This is a genomic window from Mycobacterium sp. NPDC049093 (genome assembly GCF_040704635.1).
Taxonomy (GTDB): Bacteria; Actinomycetota; Actinomycetes; order Mycobacteriales; family Mycobacteriaceae; genus Mycobacterium.
The window spans coordinates 205,576-223,681 of sequence record NZ_JBEZJS010000009.1 but is presented as its reverse complement, the minus strand read 5'-3'; the positions used below and the strand labels follow the sequence as shown (position 1 = coordinate 223,681).

The 18,106-nt window shown below is 67.1% G+C and carries 21 protein-coding genes; 9 read left to right on the top strand and 12 right to left on the bottom strand.

Features of this window, described 5'->3' with window-relative positions:
- Positions 1–12 precede the first annotated feature (12 nt).
- From AB0876_RS30115 to AB0876_RS30105, 3 genes are all read right to left on the bottom strand, one after another.
- Complete coding sequence (locus AB0876_RS30115) at positions 13–1,368, bottom strand: LLM class flavin-dependent oxidoreductase (protein WP_526043734.1); 1,356 nt, start codon at positions 1,366–1,368, stop codon at positions 13–15.
- A 175-nt stretch (positions 1,369–1,543) separates the two neighbouring features.
- Positions 1,544–1,915 carry a hypothetical protein gene (locus AB0876_RS30110; RefSeq protein WP_135359138.1) on the bottom strand — a complete coding sequence of 124 codons (372 nt, stop codon included), beginning with the start codon at positions 1,913–1,915 and terminating at the stop codon, positions 1,544–1,546.
- Positions 1,916–2,305: 390 nt separating this feature from the next.
- On the bottom strand, positions 2,306–3,187 hold the full coding sequence (locus AB0876_RS30105) for an LLM class flavin-dependent oxidoreductase (protein ID WP_491842375.1): 882 nt from the start codon (positions 3,185–3,187) through the stop codon (positions 2,306–2,308).
- Positions 3,188–3,237: 50 nt separating this feature from the next.
- Here AB0876_RS30105 and AB0876_RS30100 point away from each other — a divergent pair, with 50 nt between their 5' ends.
- The 4 genes from AB0876_RS30100 to AB0876_RS30085 all read left to right on the top strand — a co-directional run bounded on the left by AB0876_RS30100 (position 3,238) and on the right by AB0876_RS30085 (position 6,594).
- Complete coding sequence (locus AB0876_RS30100; RefSeq protein ID WP_491842374.1) at positions 3,238–3,651, top strand: VOC family protein; 414 nt, start codon at positions 3,238–3,240, stop codon at positions 3,649–3,651.
- 83 nt (positions 3,652–3,734) lie between these two features.
- Positions 3,735–5,045, top strand: a complete 1,311-nt coding sequence (locus AB0876_RS30095) for a sensor histidine kinase (protein WP_526043733.1) — start codon at positions 3,735–3,737, stop codon at positions 5,043–5,045.
- A complete protein-coding gene (locus AB0876_RS30090; RefSeq protein WP_491842372.1) occupies positions 5,033–5,677 on the top strand; it encodes a response regulator transcription factor in 645 nt (214 codons plus the stop codon). The genes AB0876_RS30095 and AB0876_RS30090 overlap by 13 nt, the downstream gene beginning before the upstream one ends.
- Before the next feature lie 32 nt (positions 5,678–5,709).
- Positions 5,710–6,594 (top strand): DUF4097 family beta strand repeat-containing protein, encoded by an 885-nt coding sequence (locus tag AB0876_RS30085; RefSeq protein ID WP_526043732.1) that lies wholly within the window; start codon positions 5,710–5,712, stop codon positions 6,592–6,594.
- Here AB0876_RS30085 and AB0876_RS30080 read toward each other — a convergent pair.
- Both AB0876_RS30080 and AB0876_RS30075 read right to left on the bottom strand, forming a co-directional pair.
- Positions 6,591–7,616 (bottom strand): nitronate monooxygenase, encoded by a 1,026-nt coding sequence (locus AB0876_RS30080; RefSeq protein ID WP_526043731.1) that lies wholly within the window; start codon positions 7,614–7,616, stop codon positions 6,591–6,593. The genes AB0876_RS30085 and AB0876_RS30080 overlap by 4 nt on opposite strands.
- Complete coding sequence (locus tag AB0876_RS30075) at positions 7,616–8,140, bottom strand: GNAT family N-acetyltransferase (RefSeq protein WP_526043759.1); 525 nt, start codon at positions 8,138–8,140, stop codon at positions 7,616–7,618. The genes AB0876_RS30080 and AB0876_RS30075 overlap by 1 nt, the downstream gene beginning before the upstream one ends.
- 204 nt (positions 8,141–8,344) lie before the next feature.
- On the opposite strand from AB0876_RS30075, the gene AB0876_RS30070 reads away from it, so the two are divergent.
- Both AB0876_RS30070 and AB0876_RS30065 read left to right on the top strand, forming a co-directional pair.
- The gene (locus AB0876_RS30070) at positions 8,345–8,842 is read left to right on the top strand and encodes a hypothetical protein (RefSeq protein WP_526043730.1); all 498 of its coding nucleotides are present in this window, start codon (positions 8,345–8,347) and stop codon (positions 8,840–8,842) included.
- Positions 8,843–8,903: 61 nt separating this feature from the next.
- Positions 8,904–9,287 carry a VOC family protein gene (locus AB0876_RS30065; RefSeq protein ID WP_526043729.1) on the top strand — a complete coding sequence of 128 codons (384 nt, stop codon included), beginning with the start codon at positions 8,904–8,906 and terminating at the stop codon, positions 9,285–9,287.
- A 6-nt stretch (positions 9,288–9,293) separates the two neighbouring features.
- On the opposite strand, the gene AB0876_RS30060 is transcribed toward AB0876_RS30065, so the two are convergent.
- A complete protein-coding gene (locus tag AB0876_RS30060; protein WP_064880158.1) occupies positions 9,294–9,764 on the bottom strand; it encodes an Rrf2 family transcriptional regulator in 471 nt (156 codons plus the stop codon).
- A gap of 207 nt (positions 9,765–9,971) precedes the next feature.
- On the opposite strand from AB0876_RS30060, the gene AB0876_RS30055 reads away from it, so the two are divergent.
- The gene (locus AB0876_RS30055) at positions 9,972–11,009 is read left to right on the top strand and encodes a hypothetical protein (RefSeq protein WP_526043728.1); all 1,038 of its coding nucleotides are present in this window, start codon (positions 9,972–9,974) and stop codon (positions 11,007–11,009) included.
- 38 nt (positions 11,010–11,047) lie between these two features.
- Here AB0876_RS30055 and AB0876_RS30050 read toward each other — a convergent pair whose 3' ends face one another.
- A complete protein-coding gene (locus AB0876_RS30050) occupies positions 11,048–11,644 on the bottom strand; it encodes a cysteine hydrolase family protein (RefSeq protein WP_526043727.1) in 597 nt (198 codons plus the stop codon).
- Between the two features lie 43 nt (positions 11,645–11,687).
- Between AB0876_RS30050 and AB0876_RS30045 the strand changes: the two genes are divergently transcribed.
- A complete protein-coding gene (locus AB0876_RS30045; protein WP_526043726.1) occupies positions 11,688–12,176 on the top strand; it encodes a hypothetical protein in 489 nt (162 codons plus the stop codon).
- On the opposite strand, the gene AB0876_RS30040 is transcribed toward AB0876_RS30045, so the two are convergent.
- The 4 genes from AB0876_RS30040 to AB0876_RS30025 all read right to left on the bottom strand — a co-directional run bounded on the left by AB0876_RS30040 (position 12,163) and on the right by AB0876_RS30025 (position 17,114).
- Complete coding sequence (locus AB0876_RS30040) at positions 12,163–12,906, bottom strand: 3'(2'),5'-bisphosphate nucleotidase CysQ (RefSeq protein WP_526043725.1); 744 nt, start codon at positions 12,904–12,906, stop codon at positions 12,163–12,165. The two genes, AB0876_RS30045 and AB0876_RS30040, sit on opposite strands and share 14 nt — an antisense overlap.
- Positions 12,903–14,747: a sulfate adenylyltransferase subunit CysN gene (cysN, locus tag AB0876_RS30035; protein WP_526043724.1), complete on the bottom strand. Its 1,845-nt coding sequence runs from the start codon at positions 14,745–14,747 to the stop codon at positions 12,903–12,905. Before cysN ends, AB0876_RS30040 begins: the two co-directional genes overlap by 4 nt.
- On the bottom strand, positions 14,747–15,685 hold the full coding sequence (gene cysD, locus AB0876_RS30030) for a sulfate adenylyltransferase subunit CysD (RefSeq protein WP_491842360.1): 939 nt from the start codon (positions 15,683–15,685) through the stop codon (positions 14,747–14,749). The genes cysN and cysD overlap by 1 nt, the downstream gene beginning before the upstream one ends.
- A 94-nt stretch (positions 15,686–15,779) precedes the next feature.
- Positions 15,780–17,114 (bottom strand): MFS transporter, encoded by a 1,335-nt coding sequence (locus AB0876_RS30025; RefSeq protein ID WP_526043758.1) that lies wholly within the window; start codon positions 17,112–17,114, stop codon positions 15,780–15,782.
- 83 nt (positions 17,115–17,197) lie between these two features.
- Between AB0876_RS30025 and AB0876_RS30020 the strand changes: the two genes are divergently transcribed.
- On the top strand, positions 17,198–17,611 hold the full coding sequence (locus AB0876_RS30020) for a PaaI family thioesterase (protein WP_526043723.1): 414 nt from the start codon (positions 17,198–17,200) through the stop codon (positions 17,609–17,611).
- Position 17,612: 1 nt separating this feature from the next.
- Here the strand turns inward: AB0876_RS30020 and AB0876_RS30015 are convergent, their stop codons facing one another.
- Entirely contained in the window at positions 17,613–18,104 is a 492-nt protein-coding gene (locus tag AB0876_RS30015; RefSeq protein ID WP_491842359.1) for a beta-class carbonic anhydrase, read from the bottom strand.
- Positions 18,105–18,106: the final 2 nt, after the last annotated feature.

The following is an 18,106-nucleotide window of genomic DNA, read 5'->3' as shown; positions in this document are numbered from 1 at the left end:
TCAGGTTCCCTGTCAGCTCGCGGCCGACACGGAAGTGTCCGCGCCGGTGGTGAATCGGTTGGCCGGCCGGTCCAGGCCGAGGTGGTCGCGGAGGGTGGTCCCCGTGTATTCCTCCCGGAAGATGCCGCGGCGCTGCAACTCTGGGACGACGTGGTCGACGAAGTCGGTCAACGATGACGGCAGCGCCGGCGGGATGAGGTTGAAACCGTCAGCGGCGCCGCTGGTGAACCACTCCTCGATGGTGTCGGCGACCTGTTCTGCGGTGCCGGCGAACAACCGGTGCCCCCGTCCGCTGCTCAGCCGCAGCAACAACTCCCGGACGGTGAGGTTGTCGGTCTCGACCAACCGCTTCACCAGGGTGAGTCGACTCTTGATGAACGTGTCGCCCGGGTCTTCGGCCGGGAAGGTCAGTTTCCGGCCGAGATCGTCCTTGGTAACCGCGAATCCGACGATGGCGCTCAGTTGTTCGAGACCGTAATCGGGCACGGTGAGTTCTTCGAGTTCGCGCTGACGCCGTTGCGCCTCGGCTTCGGTACTGCCGACGATCGTCGACAGCCCGGGAAGAATGTGCACCTGGTCCGGGTTGCGACCGAACCGGCGGATGCGGGCCTTGACGTCACGGTAGAAGTCACGGGCCTCGTCCAGTGTGGGTTGGGCGGTGAAGATGGCCTCGGCGTACCGGGCTGCGAGATCCTTACCGGGTTCCGAAGATCCGGCCTGGAACAGCACCGGATGGCCCTGCGGGGACCGCGGTACCTCCAGCGGTCCGGCCACGTCGAAGTACGCGCCGGAGTGGTTGATCGCGTGGATCTTCGCCGGATCCACGAAGCGGGGCGCGTCCTTGTCGCCGACGATGGCGTCGTCTTCCCAGCTGTCCCACAACCTCAACGCGACCTGGAGGAATTCGTCGGCGCGCTGGTACCGCGCCTCCGGGTCCGGGTGATTCGGCACCCCGAAGTTGGCCGCGGCCGAGGCGTTGGCCGTCGTCACGACGTTCCAGCCGGCCCGGCCCCGGCTCACGTGATCGAGTGTGGCGAACCGCCGCGCCAACCCGTACGGGTCGTTGTAGGTGGTGGATGCCGTCGCGATCAGCCCGACGTTGGTGGTCGCCCCGGCCAGCGCTGCGACCAGAGTGATCGGGTCCAGCGCGTCGAACGGGCGAAACTCGTTCTGGTCCTTGAGCACCGGATGGTCGGCGAAGAACACCGCGTCGAGCTTGCCGCGCTCGGCGATGCGGGCCAGTTCGATGTAGTGGGCGATGTCGGTGATGCCCGACAGATCGGTTTCGGGGAGGCGCCACGCCGCTTCGTGCTGGCCGATGTTGCGCAGGAATGCGTTGAGGTGCAACTGCCGTGCAGGCGCAGCCATTGCGACGAGCTCCTTTGGTCGGTGAACCGGGCTGCGTCTATTTCAGGGGGCGGGCTGTGCTGCGAGAACAGTTAAGATCAGCGAAATTTCAGCTAACCCGCAGATACGAAACGAGCGTGCGGCTTGTCTGCCACACGCTCGTTCGTGAGTGAGGTTGGTGCCCTCCGGTCGGGGTTCAGCCCAGGCCGGTCCACTTCTTCAGCACCTTGCCCGGGAAGCTTCCCCACTTTTCGGCGGTCTTGCCTGGGAACGTCGCCCACTTCTCGGCGGTCTTACCCGGGAACGAGGTCCACTTCTCGGCCGTCTCGCCGGGGAACTTCGTCCACTTGTCGACGATGGGGCTCTCGGGCAGGTCGACCCCGCCGGTGAGCGCGCTCTTGGCGGCGTCGGTAACGGCATCGGTGACCGACGAATTCACCCGGTCGCACGGTGAGCATCCGACGGTGCTGTTGCCCTTGGAATCGGCCGATGCCGGAGCGGACAGCGTCACGGCGGCCCCGATGGCCCCCGCCGCGAGGGTCGTGGCGATCAAGCTCTTCTGGATCATGAGTTCCCCAACTGTTGTATCCCCGCCGTCTGACGACGACGTCGATCGACACGCTAGTACCAGAACGCCGCGAGTGCCGATCACTGACGAACCCTTGACATCGTTTGCTGTCGCCGAACGCGCGCCGGGGTTGCCCGCGGCCACGCACGCCGGTGTCCCGTACTCAGCGCACCCCGGACCAACACCCGGTAACGGTCAGATGAACAACTCCGCACACGCCTGAATCAAAGCTCTGCGAACAGGCATTGAGCGGAGACGCCCGATCGCCGGCACCGCGCCTTTCCGCGCGAATCAACGTCGGGAACCTCCACGCCGAGCAGAGATCCAGACTACGAGGCGCTTATTCCATGATCTTGATCACGTTTTGCTGGAATCGTCCAGGAAGGTCGCTCAGGCGAAGACCTTCGCTACCTCGGCCACGCGGCGAAGCTGGTCGATATCGGAGCTGGTGGGGATCAGGTGCACCTCGTCGGTGCCGATGTCCTGGAACCTGCCGAGCACCTCGATCAGTTCGTCTTCGGTGCCTGCCCAGCCCGTCGCGGGGGCCATCGCGTCGACGTATTCGGCCGGGATCCAGTTCATGTACCGGCGCAGGTGCCGGTGTACCTGCGCGCGGGCCTCCTCCGGCTTACCGAGCGCGAACCAGAACGAGGTGGCCAGGTGTGGTTTGGACTTGCCCGCCTCGGCCCAGGCGGTGCGGGCGATGTCGAACAACTCGGCCTGGCGGGCCACATCCAGATCCAGAGTCGTGCCGGCGACGCCGTCGGCCCAGGCCGCGGCATCCCGGATGGTCTTGGGTCCGATGGTGCCGATGTGCAGGGACGGCCCACCGCTCTGAACCGGCGGCGGCCCGACCGGAAGCACCGATTCGGTGACCTTCTCGCCGGCCCACACGCGCTTCATCACCGCGACCCGCTCGGCCATTCCCCGCCGGGTCTGGGACGCCGGGTCGGCGCCGACCGCGTGATAGTCCTCGTGGCGGCCGCCGACACCGATGCCCACGGTCAACCGGCCGCCGCTGAGCAGATCTCCGGTGGCCAGGCCTTTGGCCAGCATCACCGGATCGTGGAGCTGCGGCACCACCACGGTGGTCACCAGCCGCACCCGGTCGGTCCACGCCGCCAGCGCCCCCAGCAGGGTCAGGCTGTCGGGATTGTCGAACGCGATGCGTTCACCCCAGCACAGCGACGAGAACGGGCCTCCGTCGATGACGTGCGCCCAGGACCGCAGCGTCGTCGCATCCAACTGAGGCTCCATGACCGGCATCGTCATCCCCACGCGCACCCACGGATTCTGTCACGTCGGGGTGGCAGCATGAACCGATGGCCATCACCACGTCCTCGGTCGCGCATGTACGGCTCACGGTCACCGACATCGAACGGTCCCGGCAGTTCTACGAGAGCGTTTTCGGCTGGCCGGTCCTCATCGAGCTGCCACAGGACGCCGACGTCGCCACCCGCGCCAGGCTGAGTTTCCTGTCCGGTGGGGTCATCTACGACGCCGGGGCAACGTTGATCGGACTGCGTCCGGTCGGCCGGGATGCCTTCGACGAGAACCGAACCGGGCTGGACCACTTGGCCTTCCGGCTCAGGAGCCTCGCCGAACTGAACGACGCCGCGCTGCACCTCGACGATCTGGGTCTCGCACACGAACCCGTCAAGGACATCGGCCCTTCCTACATCCTGGAGTTCCGCGACCCGGACAACATCGCGTTGGAACTCACCGCGCCGAAGTAGATCCCCGGGCCGGGGGTTATCCCCCAGCTTGATCTGGGGAAAACGCTGTGTCGCCACGCCGCACAACTTCGTAAGTTGGAGGCATGGTCGCAACCAGCGAAACCGTCCTGCCCACGCCGGCCCAGCCGGCGTCTGAGCCCGTTTCGACATCCCGCAACATTGGCGTCGTACCGACCGCATCGATGATCACCGGCGCCGCCGTCGCGCTCGTGTGGTTCTGGATTCCGTTGTCCATCATGGTCATCGGGGTCTCCTTGATCCCGTCGGTGATCGGATTCCTGCTCGCCGGCGTGGTGTTCATCTACCTGATGCGCGGCGTGGAGTGGTTCGAGCGGAGCCGAAGTGAAGCCGTGTTCGGTTTCGGTCTCGGCGTCCCGCCCCGCCGACTGTCGCCGCATACCGGCGTCCAGGGCTGGGCCCACCAACTATGGCTGGACATCAGCAGTACCCGGTTCTGGAAAGGCGTCTGCCACCACTACCTGCGGATGACGTACGACATGCTGGCCACCGGCCTGGCATTCGTGTTGCTCACGTTCGCTTTCCTGGGCCCGGCCGCGGCCGTCGCCATCCGGCACAGCGACAACGATGCCGGTCTGGTGTTCCTGTCCCCGCCGGTCGCGTGGCTGCTGGCGATCGTCGCCGTCATCGCGGCGGTGGCCATCCTGATCCTCGCGCCCGCAGTGGACGCCGCGATCGATCGATGGCTGCTGTCGCCGTCACCCACCGCGGCCCTGGAATATCAGGTGAGCGCGCTGGCCGATGCCCGGCAGGGCGCGGTGTCCTCGGCGCAGACCGAACGGCACCGCATCGAGCGGGACCTCCACGACAGCGTGCAGCCCCGCCTGGTGTCCCTGGCGATGACGATCGGTCTGGCGCAGACCAAGCTGGATTCGGATCCGCCCGCCGCGAAGGCACTGATCGCCGAGGCCCACGACGACGCCAAGAGCGCGCTGGTGGAACTGCGCAACGTGGTGCGTGGCATCGCGCCGACGATCCTGTCCGATCGCGGCCTCGACGCGGCACTGTCCTCGGTGGTGCAGCGTGCCGAAACCTCCGGGGTCCCAACCACATTGCACATCGAGTTGCCCCGCAGGCTGCCCGATGAGGTCGAGTCGGTCGCCTACTTCGTGGTCGCCGAGGCGTTGACCAACATCGCCAAGCACGCCAACGCCTCGCAGGCAGTGGTCACCGTGCGCCTCGACGAGGCCGCCGATGTGCTGCACGTATCGGTGTTCGACGACGGAAAGGGCGGTGCCGTCGTGGACGCGGGCGAGAATGCCACCGGCCTGCGCGGACTCGACGAACGGGTACGCGCCGCCGGCGGAACCTTCGCGGTGTCCAGTCCCGCCACCGGCCCGACGATCGTCACGGCGGTGCTGCCATGCGCATCGTGATCGCCGAGGACTCGGCGCTGCTGCGGGCCGGTATCGAGCGGATCCTGGCCGACGCCGGACACGAGGTGGTCGCCGGGGTGCCCGACGCCACCAACCTGCTGCGGCTGGTCAATGAGTACCGCCCCGACCTGGCGATCCTCGACGTCCGGATGCCGCCGACGTTCACCGACGAGGGCATCCGGGCCGCGGCACTGCTGCGCAGCCAGAACCCCGAGTCGCCGGTGCTGGTGCTCTCCCACTACGTCGAGGAGCGGTACGCGGCCGATCTGATCGCCTCGGACACCAGAGGATTCGGATACCTGCTCAAGGATCGAGTGGCCGACGTGCCGGCCTTCCTCGACGCCGTTGCCGTCGTGGGCGGTGGAGGCACAGTGCTCGATCCCGAAGTGGTGTCACAGATCCTGGTCCGCTCGGCCCGCCACAGTGCCCTGGACCAGCTGACCCCACGCGAACGCGACGTCCTGCAGTTGATGGCAGAAGGCAGGACGAACTCGGCCATCGCCACGGCACTGCATATCTCGGTCGGCTCGGCCGAGAAACACATCGCCTCGATCTTCACGAAATTCGGCCTCGCTCCCGACGAGAGCGAGAACCGCCGCGTGCTGGCGGTGCTGCGCTATCTCGAGACCTAGACCGAACATCCACACCGGGAAGGACTTTCAACGTGACCACCATCGCCCCTCCGCCGCCGGTCAACCCACCGCCCCAGCTGAACCCCGGCGGGCGCACCACCTTCCGTCTCGTGCTGATCGCCGCAGCCACGCTGCTCGTGGCCGGTTCGGTGGCATCACTGGGCGTCGCGGCCTGGGCCGTGAGCAACGTTCGGGTCGTCACCGATCACGAGGCCCTGCCGGCCACGATGCGATCACTGGTGATCGACACCGCACACATCCCCGTCGCGATCCGGATCACCGCAGACCGCGAAACGCGGGACCCCACTGCGGATCTGCGTCTGGTGAACACCACCCACAGCGGCGCACACCAACTACAGGTCACCACCGACGGCGACGAGACCCGCATCGCGATCGTGGGGAATCCGTCCCGTGTCCTGGAATGGGCCCGAGGCGGGGAGATCACCGTCGCCGTACCGCCCGAGCAGTCCCGGCGGTTGACGGTGCGCACCGAGCAGGAGATCGGCACGGTGATCGCGCAGGCGGACCTGGACCAGTTGATCGCACGCACCACCGACGGGCCGATCATCCTGCGGGGTGCAGCCCGCCGCATCGAGGCCCACACCGTCAACGGTGAGATCTCCTCGCGCTCCCCCATCGCGGTCACCGAACAGTTCAACGCCACCACGTCCGACGGTGACATCGCCGTCGATTTCCGTGACGCCGCGCCGCGACGGGTGGATGCGGTGAGCCGCAACGGCGACGTGACCATCGGATTGCCCGGGCGTGGGCCGTATCTGGTGCATGCCCAGTCCGGGTCCTCGACACAGGTGCGGGTGCCCGAGACGACCGTTCCCGACAGCGCCGCCGCGGAAGTTACCGTGCGCTCCGATGACGGCGACGTCGTCGTCGAGGATGTCGGACTCGGACAGCGCTAGCGGTCCGGGGTCAACCCCTCCATGATCTCGGCCACCGAACCGGTCCGGGCCCGGCGCCACCCGGTGCCGGCCCAGACATTGGTTGCCTGCGGATCGCCGGCGGCCACCGAGGCCTTGCGCACCGGGCTGGTCAGATAGTGGATCTCGGGGTAGCCCAGCGGGGCCTGCCCATCGTGTTCGACGATGAAGCGGTTCCGGAGCCCACGGGCATACCGACCCGAAAAGGCCCGGGTGACAACTGTTTCAGTGAATTCTGGACTCTGCAGGGCGGCGCGGTGCACCGGGCTGCTGCCGGCTTCGTCGGCCAACAGGAACGCCGTGCCGAGTTGAGCGGCGACGGCCCCGGCGGCCAGGACACCCGCAACGTCGTCGGCGCTGATCAACCCACCGGCGGCCACGACGGTGACGTCCACCGCCGCCAGCACGTCGGCCAGCAGGTGGTCCAGCGACTGCGACGCAGGTGAGGCACCGGGATCGAACGTGCCGCGGTGTCCACCGGCCCCCGGCCCCTGGACCGCGAGGGTGTCGACCCCGCGACCCACCGCAAGCCAGGCTTCGTCCAGCGTCGTCACCGTGCTGACCGTGGTGATGCCCGCGCTGCGCAACCGGGCAATCTCCGACTCGCTCGGCAGGCCGAAGGTGAACGACACCGCCTCAGGTCGCAGATCGAGCACCACATCGAGCTTGGCGGCCCACGCGTCGTCGTCGTACCGAGGCTCACCGAGGGACACACCGTAGCGGGCCGCATCACCGGCCAACTCGGCCGCGTAAGCCTGGATCCCGTCAGGTGTGCCCACACTGGGTTGGGGCGCAAAAAGATTCACGCCAAGTGGCTCACTGGTCAGGGTGCGGGCCGCGGTGATCCGGTCGGCCAGCGCGTCGGCGGTCAGATAACCGGCCGCCAGGAACCCGAGACCGCCGGCCGTACTGCCCGCCGCAGCCAACTCCGGAGTGGAGGGTCCACCTGCCATCGGCGCCACGATCACCGGACGTCGCAACCCACGAATATCGAAAGTGCCCATCACCGCACCGCCTTTCCGAACAACAGCACATCCTGAGGTTCGTCGCTGAGATTGGGAAACATCGCGTAGCGAGCCAGTCTTCCCTCCAGAGTCAGTCCGCTGCGTCGCAACACCCCGACCGAACCGGCATTGTCGACGTGGCAGTGCGCCGTGACCCGGTACACCGCGGGATCCGGTTCCACGTCGGCCAGCATCAACGCAACCGCTTCCGACATCAGGCCCTGCCCCCACCACTTCCGGCCCAGGCAGTAACCCAGCTCGACCGAGTACGGCTGGGGTCGTCGCCGGGCGCACAGCCCCACTGCCTCACCACCGGCCTCGATCAACCAGGTCTCCTCGTCGTCGGCGTTGAACACGGTGGTGATGACGCGCCGCGTTTCGGTCACCCCCGAATGTGGGCGCCACGTCAGATATCGCGTCACCTCGGGATCGGAGCCGATGTGGGTGAACAGGGCCTCGGCGTCGTCGGCGACCGGTGGACGCAACCGCACCCGAGGCCCGGCCAGGATCTGGGGGTTGGACATGTCCCCATCGTGCACCGTTGCCGGCAATTGGCGCACCGGGAACAATGCCACCGTGGCCCTGCGTAATCCATCGGAATCCAACCCGAACGGAGGAGGACCGCTGATCACCATCCCGATGAGCGTGTTTATGAGATCAGGGACACCGAGATGGGGCGGTCACCCGGTACACGGCGTCAACATGGGCAACGTGTGATGAGGGCACCCGTGATCGTGTGGGTTTTGATCGTGGTGGCCGCCATCGCCTTGACCGGCGGCGGCTATGCCTTCTACCAGTACCGGGCTGCGCAGAAGTCGGAGCTCTCCGGCATCCCGCCGTACCTGATGACCCAGCAGTCGTATCCGATCGATTCGGTGCCGCCGGCCGCGCGTACATCGGCCGAGGACGCACTACGGGCATTCGTCGGCGGCATCGAGCCGGACTTCACCATTGTCGGGGAGCGCTTCTTCGCGGCGAAGGGACACATGATCGGAGATGCGCTGCGGCACAGCGTAAACGACCATCTGACCACGGTGTCGAGCTACCAGCTGGACAGTCAGGGCGACAGCTCGAACTTCTACATGGTGTGGCGCCACGGCAACCAACTGCAACGTCGGTTCTCCGACAACCGCATCGTGGCGGCCGTATTGGACGCGCCGATGGAGTCGGGCACCGCCGACGGGCAGATCTACCTCTACGGGTACTTCGAGTTGGCGCCGCGCTGACGTCTGCGGGCAGTTCGACGGTGTTGCCGGGACCTCCGGTCCAGCGGTTTACTGGAGGTATATGGCCATCACCTTCAACCACACCATCGTCGCCGCCAAGGACCGGCAGGTTTCCGCCGAGTTCTTCACCGAGTTGTTCGGCCTCCCCGCACCGCAGGAGTTCGGTCCGTTTCTGGCGGTGACGCTCAATCACGGAGTCAGCCTCGATTACGCCCAGATGGGGCCTGACGAAGCGATCCGGCCGCAGCACTACGCATTCCTGGTGTCCGAGGACGAGTTCGACGCGATCTACGGCAAGATCCGCGACCGCGGCATGCAGCACTGGGCCGATCCGCATGGTCAGCACCCTGGCGAGATCAACCACAACGACGGCGGCCGCGGGGTGTACTTCCAGGACCCGTCCGGGCATTACCTGGAGATCATCACGCGCCCGTACGGAGGCTGACCGGCTTCAGCGGTGGCCGCGCTCGTGTTCCTGATCGCGGTAGGCGTTGGCCAGCGTGTCCACGTGACCCGGTAGCGCGCCGGCCGCCACGTCGGCCAGGCTGGTCTCCTCCAGGACCGAGCGCATGCTGGCCCGCAGCGCACGCCAGACATCGGTCAGCGCCGCCGTCGGACCGGAGTACGGCAGATCCCCCAGTCCGATGTCGCGCACGCTGGCCAGCGGTCCGTCGATGCAGCGCAGCACGTCGGCAATGCTGATCTCGCCGGCCGGCCGCGCCAGTTCATAGCCTCCGTCGCGGCCTCGATGGCTGCGGACCAGGCGGTCGGTGCGCAGCGCGGTCAGGATGTCGACGAGGAACTGCGCCGGGATGCCTTGCGCCTTGGCGAGGTCGTCGGTCTTGACCAGCTCGCCATCGCCCACCGTCGCGAGCTGGACCATGGCTCGGACGGCATACTCCGCCTTCGCCGACATCCGCATGACCTCAGATTGTGCCAGCTCACTCTTCGCCCGCGGCGCTGCGGCGAGCGGTGTCGCCGGTCCGACCTGCAATCGGCGCGCTCACCACGTCGATTGCGCACCATTGCAGTATGCAATGCTTTCCGAGATGTGGATTGTTCCTGGAGGGACGGCAATCGTGAAGTTCAGCAAATATGTAACGCCACCAGGCGGATTGAGCCGACGGGTGTGAGGCACCGGACCTCCTGGCGCCGCTTGACGATCACCCTCGGCCTGGCGCTTGTCACCGCAGTCCTGAGCGGCTGCCACTCCACCCCGCCCGACCGCAACGCAGACGTGGCCCGCCTTGCGCGATTGCTCGGCGAGATGCCCGGCGTGCAGACGGTCAGCCACACCGTGACGAATCGCCCGGCCCAGGGCGTGGTTCGGTTCGCCATTGACGTCGAGGCCGCCGAAGACATCACCGAAGATCAACTCGCCGCAGTGGTGTCCCGCTACCTGCAGGACCTCACGATGGTCAACTACACCGGCTACCACACCGAGCTCACCGCCCACCACGGCTGGAACGTCTTCGCGGTCGACGGCGGCAGGTTACCGATCGACAACGCGCAACAGATCATCTCCCAGGCCCGCGACTGGGCCGCGATGCGTCGTGAATTCTCCACGGCCACAGTACGTTTACGCGCCACGGTGACCCACCCCGATGGCCGGTCGACGATGCAGGAATGGGGACATTCCGATGTCGGGTCGATCCGGTTGGCCGATGCCACCGATTACACGGACGTGGCCGCGGTGGTCACCACCATGTCCGGAAGGTTTCCGGGGCTCGCCAACGTGACCTGGACCGTCAGCGCGGGTGACGATCACCCTGCCGAGATCAAAAGCGCCCGCCGCTTCCCGACCGCTGGCGAGCTTGACGTCTGGAGTCGGATGAATGCTGACCAGACGATCCCGCACATCGACAGGCTGACGATCAACGGCCGCGTGCAACCGTCGGTATGGCTGGCGGAGCAGACCCGCTCGCACGAGCCTGCCGACGCCGTCGCCCTTGCCCAACGGCATCTGCCACTCGCGGCGACGCTGACCGGCCCGACGCTCTACACCGCCAGCGATCAGATACAGGGGCACATCACGGGCAACGGGCAGGCCACCGGCGCCATCGCCATCACCATCGGCGGGTGCACGGCACGCGATCTCCTCGTCTACCAACCACCGGCCGCCGAACAGGCACTCATGGACAGGTACGAAACCTGCAAGCACCCGTGACGGCCGCTGTTTTCGCGAAGAGGAAGTTCGACTGTCGGCTAGTCCGGAACACCGGCCGCGTCGGGGACGACGACGGCGAACAGATCCGACATCGCGGCCAGGCTCGCCGACTGCATGATCGCGGCGGGCACGGGTGCGCTGTCGGGGCCGGCGAGGGTACGGGTGGCCGTGGCGGCGGCCACCACGGTCGGGGCGTATCCCAGGTTGAAGGCGCCGCGCGCGGTCGAGTTGACGCACATGTGCGTCATGAATCCGGCCAGCAGCAGGTTCGAGGCACCCAGACCCTTCAACCGGTCGTCCAGATCGGTCTGCACGAACGAGTTGGGGAATTGCTTGACCACCACGGGTTCTCCCTCGCGCGGGGCCACCGCTGCGACGATCGCGCCGCTCTCCCCTTCGATGTCATACAGCGAACCCGGACCGTCGGAGTGCTGGATGTGGATGATCGGAATGCCCGCGCTGCGGGCCCGGTCGAGGAGTTGTGCCGTCTGCTCGAGAGCGGCCTGCACCCCGTCGAGCTCCATGATTCCCTGGGTGTAAGTGTTCTGACAGTCGATCAGGACCAGGGTGGAATCAGCGAGGCGGGCCGGTGCGGCGGGAAGGCTGGCCAGTTCGCGCAGCGTGGGGCGGCTCATTTCGGTGAGCGTAGTGGTCGGCGACCGCGTTTAGGCTGCATTGGTGGCACTCCGGGATTGGTCGTCGGCCAAGGTCAGGCTGGTCATGTTGGCCGCGGCGTCACCGCTGATGCTGATCATGGTGGTGGTCGGCTACGCCGACGACTCGAGTGATGAGCTCAGCGCGGACTGCCAACGCGCCGATCAGATCGCGCACCAATGGGTAAAGGTCGTGCCGGGTGTCCTCAAGGGGATGGGAGTCGGCGAAGTCGACCCGAACCTGGCGCGAGATGCCGGCGAGGCGACCACCGCAGTCCGGGACGAAGCTGCTTCGATCGAAGATCAGGACCTGAAGCGAAAAGCGCTGACGTTCGCCGATGCGCTGCACCGGATCAGCCAGGGCAATCCCAGAACGCCGCCGAACGGATGGCCCGACAAGAACTTCGTCGGCGGCTTCCAGGACGGAACCGAGGCACTCCACGAACTGAAGCTTGCCTGTCCGAATGTCGGTACCGACCAGGTCCCCGCCGGTGTGCCGACTACCCCGCCGTGACGGCCAGCACCCGCTCGGCCAGCTCTGGGCGGCACACGATCAGGTCGGGCAGCGTGGGGTCGGCCGAGTTGTAGACCAACCGCGAGCCGTCGATGCGTGAGGTGTGCAGGCCGGCCGCGCGGGCCACCGCGACGGGCGCGGCCGAATCCCACTCGTACTGACCACCCGCGTGCACGTACACATCGGCGATCCCGCGGATGACCGCGGCGACTTTGGCTCCGGCCGAACCCATCTCGACCAGGGTTCCGTCGAGCGCCTCCCGCACCGCCAGCGCCACCGCGGGCGGGCGGGTACGCGACACCACGACCCGGGGCGGGCCGTCGAAGGGGCGGGGTGCGGCCACCTCGGGCGTGGACAGCGTGGTGTTCTGCGCGGGCAGGGCGACCGCTCCCGCGACGAGTTCGCCTGCACTCCACAGCGCCACGTGTACGGCCCAGTCGTCGCGGCCGAGTTCGGAGAACTCCCGGGTGCCGTCGAGCGGGTCGACGATCCAGACCCGGTCGGCGTTCAGCCGCGCCGGATCGGCCCGTTCCTCGGCCGTGGCCTCCTCGGACAGCACCGAGTCACCGGGAACCAGCTTGGCCAGCTCGGCCATCAGGAAATCGTGGGACTGCTTGTCCCCGGCGGCCTTTCGTTCGGCCGCCGAGGCATCGGCGAAGTCGGCACGGACATCGAGCAGCAGATCCCCGGCCCTGGTGGCCAGCCGGGCAGCCAGTTCGTGATCGTTCACGACGGCGATTCCAGCAGCTCGATCACCAGATCGGCCAGTTCAGCGGTGCTGTGGTCCGGCGTGAGCCGCAGATCCGGGTTCTTCGGCCGCTGATACGGGCTGTCGATACCGGTGAAGTGGGTGATCTCACCGGCGCGTGCCTTGGCGTACAGGCCCTTGGGATCGCGGCGTTCGCAGTCCTCCAGCGGGGTGTCGCAGAACACCTCGTAGAACTCCAGACCCGCATCCGTGGCGACCTTGCGGGCCAGGGCGCGGTGCTCCTCCAGCGGGCTGATCGCGGGGACCAGCACAACCTGGCCGGAGTCGGCCAGAATGGCGGCGATGTGGGCCAGCCGGCGCTGATTCTCGGCCCGGTCGGCCATGGAGAAGCCCAGATCGGCGTTCAGCCCGTGGCGCAGGTTGTCTCCGTCCAGAACGTATGCCGGAACACCCTTTTCGAGCAGCTTCTGCTCGACGAGCACCGCCACCGAGGACTTGCCCGAACCGGACAGGCCGGTGAACCACACGGTGCGGCCCTTCGACAGCCGGTCCTCGGCGGTGCACAGCGACTCGTGCCGCACGGTGTTCGGGCTCGCGGTGTCGTTGCGGGTCTCGCGCAACACCATGCCGGCGCCGACGGTGCCGTTGGTGTTGGGGTCGATCAGGATGAACGACCCGGTCGCGGCGTTGCGGCTGTACTCGTCGAGCAGCAGCGGCGCCTGGGTGCGCAGCGAGACACGGCCCAGCTCATTGAGTTTCAGCGCCGTCGCGGACTTGTCCCGGTGCAGGGTGTTGACGTCGAGCCGGTAGTCCAGCCCGGTCACCTTGGCCCTGGTGGTGCGGGTGGTGTGCTTCACCAGGTATTCGCGGCCGGGCTCCAGTGACGATCCGTCGGCCATCCAGCACACGGTGGCGTCGAAATCCTGGGCCACCCGGGGCTGGTTGTTGGGCCGGGCGATCATGTCGCCGCGGGAGATGTCGATGTCGTCGGACAGGCTGATCGACACGGCCATCGGCGGGAAGGCCTCCTCGACCACGCCGCTCGGGCCGTCGATCTGGGTGATGCGCGTGGGCTTTCCGGCCGGCAGCACGATCACGTCGTCGCCGGGACGCAGCACGCCGCTGGCGACGGTTCCGGCGTAGCTGCGGTGGTCGGCGTGCTCGTGGGTCTGCGGCCGGATCACGTACTGCACCGGGAATCGCACGTCGACGAGGTTGCGGTCACCGGCGATGTAGACGTCTTCGAGGTGGCTCAGCAGCGACGGGCCGTCGTACCAGGGCGTCACGTCGGATTTGGTCACCACGTTGTCGCCGTTGAGCGCCGACAGCGGGATGGTCGTCACGTCGTGCACGTCCAAGCGGGCGGCGAACGCGTGGAACTCGTCGCGGATCGCCTCGAAACGCTCCTGGTCCCAGTCGATCAGGTCCATCTTGTTCACGGCCAGCACGATGTGCTGGATGCCCAGCAGCGAGGCCAGGAAGGCGTGGCGGCGCGACTGCTCGAGAAGGCCGTGACGCGCGTCGACGAGCACGATCACCAGCTGCGCGGTGGAGGCTCCGGTCACCATGTTGCGGGTGTACTGGATGTGCCCCGGGGTGTCGGCGATGATGAATTTCCGCTTGGCCGTGGCGAAGTAGCGGTAGGCGACATCGATCGTGATGCCCTGTTCCCGCTCGGCGCGCAGGCCGTCGGTGACCAGTGCCAGGTCGGTGTAGTCGTGGCCGCGTTCCTTGGAGGTGCGCTCGACGGCGGCCAGCTGATCCTCCATGACCGCCTTGGAGTCGAACAGCAGTCGGCCGATCAGCGTGGACTTGCCGTCGTCGACGGAACCCGCCGTGGCGATTCTCAACAACGTGCTCATCAGAAATACCCCTCGCGCTTACGGTCTTCCATTCCGGCCTCGGAGATCCGGTCATCGGCGCGGGTGGCGCCGCGCTCGGTGAGCCGCGACACCGCGGTCTCGGCGATGACCTCGGAAACCGTTGCGGCGGTGGACTCCACACAGCCGGTGCAGGTGACGTCGCCGACAGTGCGGAACCGCACGGTCTTCTCGATCACCGGTTCCTCCTTGCGAGGCTGCAGGTACTTGTGCACCGCGAGCAGCATGCCGTCGCGCTCGAACACCTTGCGCTGGTGGGCGTAGTAGATGGACGGCAGCTTGATCTTCTCGGCGCCGATGTAGGACCAGATGTCGAACTCGGTCCAGTTGGAGATCGGGAAGGCCCGGATGTGCTCACCCTTGTGGTGCCGGCCGTTGTACAGGTTCCACAGCTCGGGACGCTGGGCCTTGGGGTCCCACTGGCCGAACTCGTCGCGGAAGGAGAACACTCGCTCCTTGGCGCGGGCCTTCTCCTCGTCGCGGCGGGCGCCACCGAAGGCGGCGTCGAACTTGTTCTCCCGGATACCGCGCAGCAGGGTGACGGTCTGGATCGGGTTGCGCGACGGGATGGTCTCGACCACGCGGCCGGCATCGATGTCGTCCTGCACCTTGGCGACGACCAGACGGGCACCGTAGTGCTCGACGAGCTCGTCGCGGGCCTGGTAGACCTCGTCGAAGTTGTGACCGGTGTCGACGTGCATGACCGGGAACGGCAGCCGGCCGGGCGCGAACGCCTTGACGGCCAGGTGCAGCATGACGATCGAGTCTTTACCACCGGAGAACAGCAGGACGGGCTTCTCGAACTCCGCGGCGACCTCGCGGATGATGTGGATGGCCTCGGCCTCCAGTGACCGCAGGTGGCTCAGCTCGTAATGGCCGGCCCGGCCGGACTGCTGATCGGTTTTCTGTGCGGCGGTCATCACTTCCCCATTAAGTTGGTAGGAATGGCCAGAATTGCAAGCATGGCCAGGAATCTAGCCGCCCTGTCGCCGCGGTGTCAATGGCGGGCAACCGTCAGGCCCGATGCCCGCTGACGTGGGCACCGGCCTGTCGCGGCAGCCGCACCGTGGCGACCAGGGTCAGTGCCAGCAAAGCGCCCAGGACCAGGTAGGTCGCCGAGTATGAGGTGAACTGGCTGAGCAGCAGGGCTGCCACCGCGATGCCGAGGCCGGCCGCCAGCTCCTGCACCGAGGCGTTGAGCGTGTTGGCGTGCGTCAGGTGCTCTCCGTCGACGTCGGAGAACGCCAGGCTGTTGTAGGCCGTGAAGCCGATCGACCGCAGCGCCCCGCTGAGATAGAGGACGACGGCCATCACCGCGACCGGCACGCCCGGCTGCAACGCGGCCAACAGGCCGAAGCACGCGACCGAGGCCACCCCGTTGACCAGCAGCACGGTTCGGATGCCGTACCTGCGCATCAACGGGGTGGTGGCCGGCTTGATGGTCAGGTTCCCGGCGAACAACGCGGCCACCATGACGCCGGCCGCAAGCGGCGTCCAGCCGAATTCCAGCTGGAATTGCAGCGGCAGCAGGAACGGCACCGCGGTGATCACCATTCGGTACAGCGACCCTGCGACCACCGTGATGCGCAGCGTGTGCACCCGCAGCACCCGCAGTTGCACCAGCGGGGCCGGCACCGTGAGCAGCCGCCACATTGCCGCGCCGAGTAGTAGGACTGCCGCGGCACCGCATCCGGTGACCAGTCCCCAATCGGTGCCGGAGACCCGGATGTTCTCCAGCGCGATGAGGGCCGCAGCAATCCCCGAGCCGAGCGCGAGCAGGCCCGGCAAGTCCAGCGATCGGACCACGGATTCCGGCCCGCCGCGGACGAGTCCGAGCGCCAGAACGATTCCGATCACGCCGATCGGAATGTTGATCGCGAAGATCCAACGCCAACTGCCCATCGTCGCGATGGCCCCACCCAACACCGGAGCCAGCACCGGTGCGGTCAGCGCAGGCCAGGTCAATAGTGCGATGGCCCGGACGAGGTCGGCCTTGCTGCTGTGCCGCAACACCGCCAGGCGGCCGACGGGCACCATCATGGCGCCGCCGACCCCTTGCAGGATCCGCATCCCCACCAACATCGGCAGCGAGGCACTCACCGCGCAGCCGACCGAGGCCAGCGTGAACACCGCGATCGCCCCGATGAACACCCGGCGGACGCCGAACCGGTCGGCCAGCCAGCCGCTGGCCGGTATCAACACCGCGACCGTCACCAGGTATGCCGAGATCGCCACGTTGACATCGACGGCCTCGACACCGAACGACGCGGCGATCAACGGGATGGCGGGCGCGATGATCGTGGCGTCCAGGATCTCCATGAACAGCGCACCGGCCACCAGCAGCGCCATCCCCCGTGGGAACGGCGGATTCACGGTGCGCTTACCCCGCAGGTAATTGAGACGCTGACCGCCGGCGACAGACACTGGCCGCCATGAGCATCCAGACCGGCCCGGAAGTCATGGCGCAGTTCCTCCCCCAGTCGCCGTTCGTGGCCAAACTCGGCATCGTCGCCGAGAACCTCGACGGTCCGGAGGTCCGACTTCGCTTGCCGTGGGATCCGTCGAACATCACGATCGCCGACATGGTGCACGGGGGTGCGATCGCCGCACTCGCCGACGTCACGGTGATGGCAGCGGCCTGGGCGGGTGCCGAGGTTCCGGATTCGCTTCGCGGAGTGACGGTCTCGATGTCGATCAACTATCTGGCGCCGGCCCGGTCCACCGACCTGATCGGCCTCGGGCGCGTGTTGCGTCAGGGTAGGTCCCTGGTGAACAGCGAGGTGGATATCGTCACTCCTGACGGCGGGGCGGTGGCGAAGGCCATCGCGACGTACAAGGTGGGATGAGCTAGAGCGTCACCTCGTTGAGCTTGCCGGTGGCGACGTCGAAGATGAAGCCGCGCAACGATTCATGCTTTGTGACGAACGGGCTGGCCTCGATACGGCGCAACGACTGACGCACGTCCTCGGCCAGGTCGACGAAGGACTCGGCGGCCCAGTTCGGCTTGATTCCGGTTTCGTCCTGGATCTGCTGTTTGAACCCGTCGTCGGTGAATGTCAGCATGCCGCAGTCGGTGTGGTGGATCAGGATGATCTCCCTGGTGCCGAGCAGCCGCTGGCTGATGGCCAGTGAGCGGATCTCGTCGTCGGTGATGACACCGCCGGCATTGCGGATGACGTGCGCCTCACCGTCGCCCAGGCCGAGGATCCGGTAGACGTCCAGCCTGGCGTCCATGCACGCGACCACCGCAACGTGCTTGCTGGGCGGCAACGGCAACGGCCCGGAAAAGGTCGTGGCATAGACCTCGTTGTTGGCCAGGTACTGGTCGGTGACAGACATGA

What these genes read in the sequence shown, in the direction of transcription:
- AB0876_RS30015 (WP_491842359.1), bottom strand. Translation starts at nt 18,104, where the DNA reads ATGTCTGTCACCGACCAGTACCTGGCCAACAACGAGGTCTATGCCACG.
- AB0876_RS30095 (WP_526043733.1), top strand. Translation starts at nt 3,735, where the DNA reads ATGGTCGCAACCAGCGAAACCGTCCTGCCCACGCCGGCCCAGCCGGCG.
- AB0876_RS30080 (WP_526043731.1), bottom strand. Translation starts at nt 7,616, where the DNA reads ATGGGCACTTTCGATATTCGTGGGTTGCGACGTCCGGTGATCGTGGCG.
- AB0876_RS30065 (WP_526043729.1), top strand. Translation starts at nt 8,904, where the DNA reads ATGGCCATCACCTTCAACCACACCATCGTCGCCGCCAAGGACCGGCAG.
- AB0876_RS30110 (WP_135359138.1), bottom strand. Translation starts at nt 1,915, where the DNA reads ATGATCCAGAAGAGCTTGATCGCCACGACCCTCGCGGCGGGGGCCATC.
- AB0876_RS30020 (WP_526043723.1), top strand. Translation starts at nt 17,198, where the DNA reads ATGAGCATCCAGACCGGCCCGGAAGTCATGGCGCAGTTCCTCCCCCAG.
- cysN (WP_526043724.1), bottom strand. Translation starts at nt 14,747, where the DNA reads ATGAGCACGTTGTTGAGAATCGCCACGGCGGGTTCCGTCGACGACGGC.
- AB0876_RS30105 (WP_491842375.1), bottom strand. Translation starts at nt 3,187, where the DNA reads ATGACGATGCCGGTCATGGAGCCTCAGTTGGATGCGACGACGCTGCGG.
- AB0876_RS30100 (WP_491842374.1), top strand. Translation starts at nt 3,238, where the DNA reads ATGGCCATCACCACGTCCTCGGTCGCGCATGTACGGCTCACGGTCACC.
- AB0876_RS30090 (WP_491842372.1), top strand. Translation starts at nt 5,033, where the DNA reads ATGCGCATCGTGATCGCCGAGGACTCGGCGCTGCTGCGGGCCGGTATC.
- cysD (WP_491842360.1), bottom strand. Translation starts at nt 15,685, where the DNA reads ATGACCGCCGCACAGAAAACCGATCAGCAGTCCGGCCGGGCCGGCCAT.
- AB0876_RS30060 (WP_064880158.1), bottom strand. Translation starts at nt 9,764, where the DNA reads ATGCGGATGTCGGCGAAGGCGGAGTATGCCGTCCGAGCCATGGTCCAG.
- AB0876_RS30075 (WP_526043759.1), bottom strand. Translation starts at nt 8,140, where the DNA reads ATGTCCAACCCCCAGATCCTGGCCGGGCCTCGGGTGCGGTTGCGTCCA.
- AB0876_RS30050 (WP_526043727.1), bottom strand. Translation starts at nt 11,644, where the DNA reads ATGAGCCGCCCCACGCTGCGCGAACTGGCCAGCCTTCCCGCCGCACCG.
- AB0876_RS30115 (WP_526043734.1), bottom strand. Translation starts at nt 1,368, where the DNA reads ATGGCTGCGCCTGCACGGCAGTTGCACCTCAACGCATTCCTGCGCAAC.
- AB0876_RS30025 (WP_526043758.1), bottom strand. Translation starts at nt 17,114, where the DNA reads ATGGCGCTGCTGGTGGCCGGTGCGCTGTTCATGGAGATCCTGGACGCC.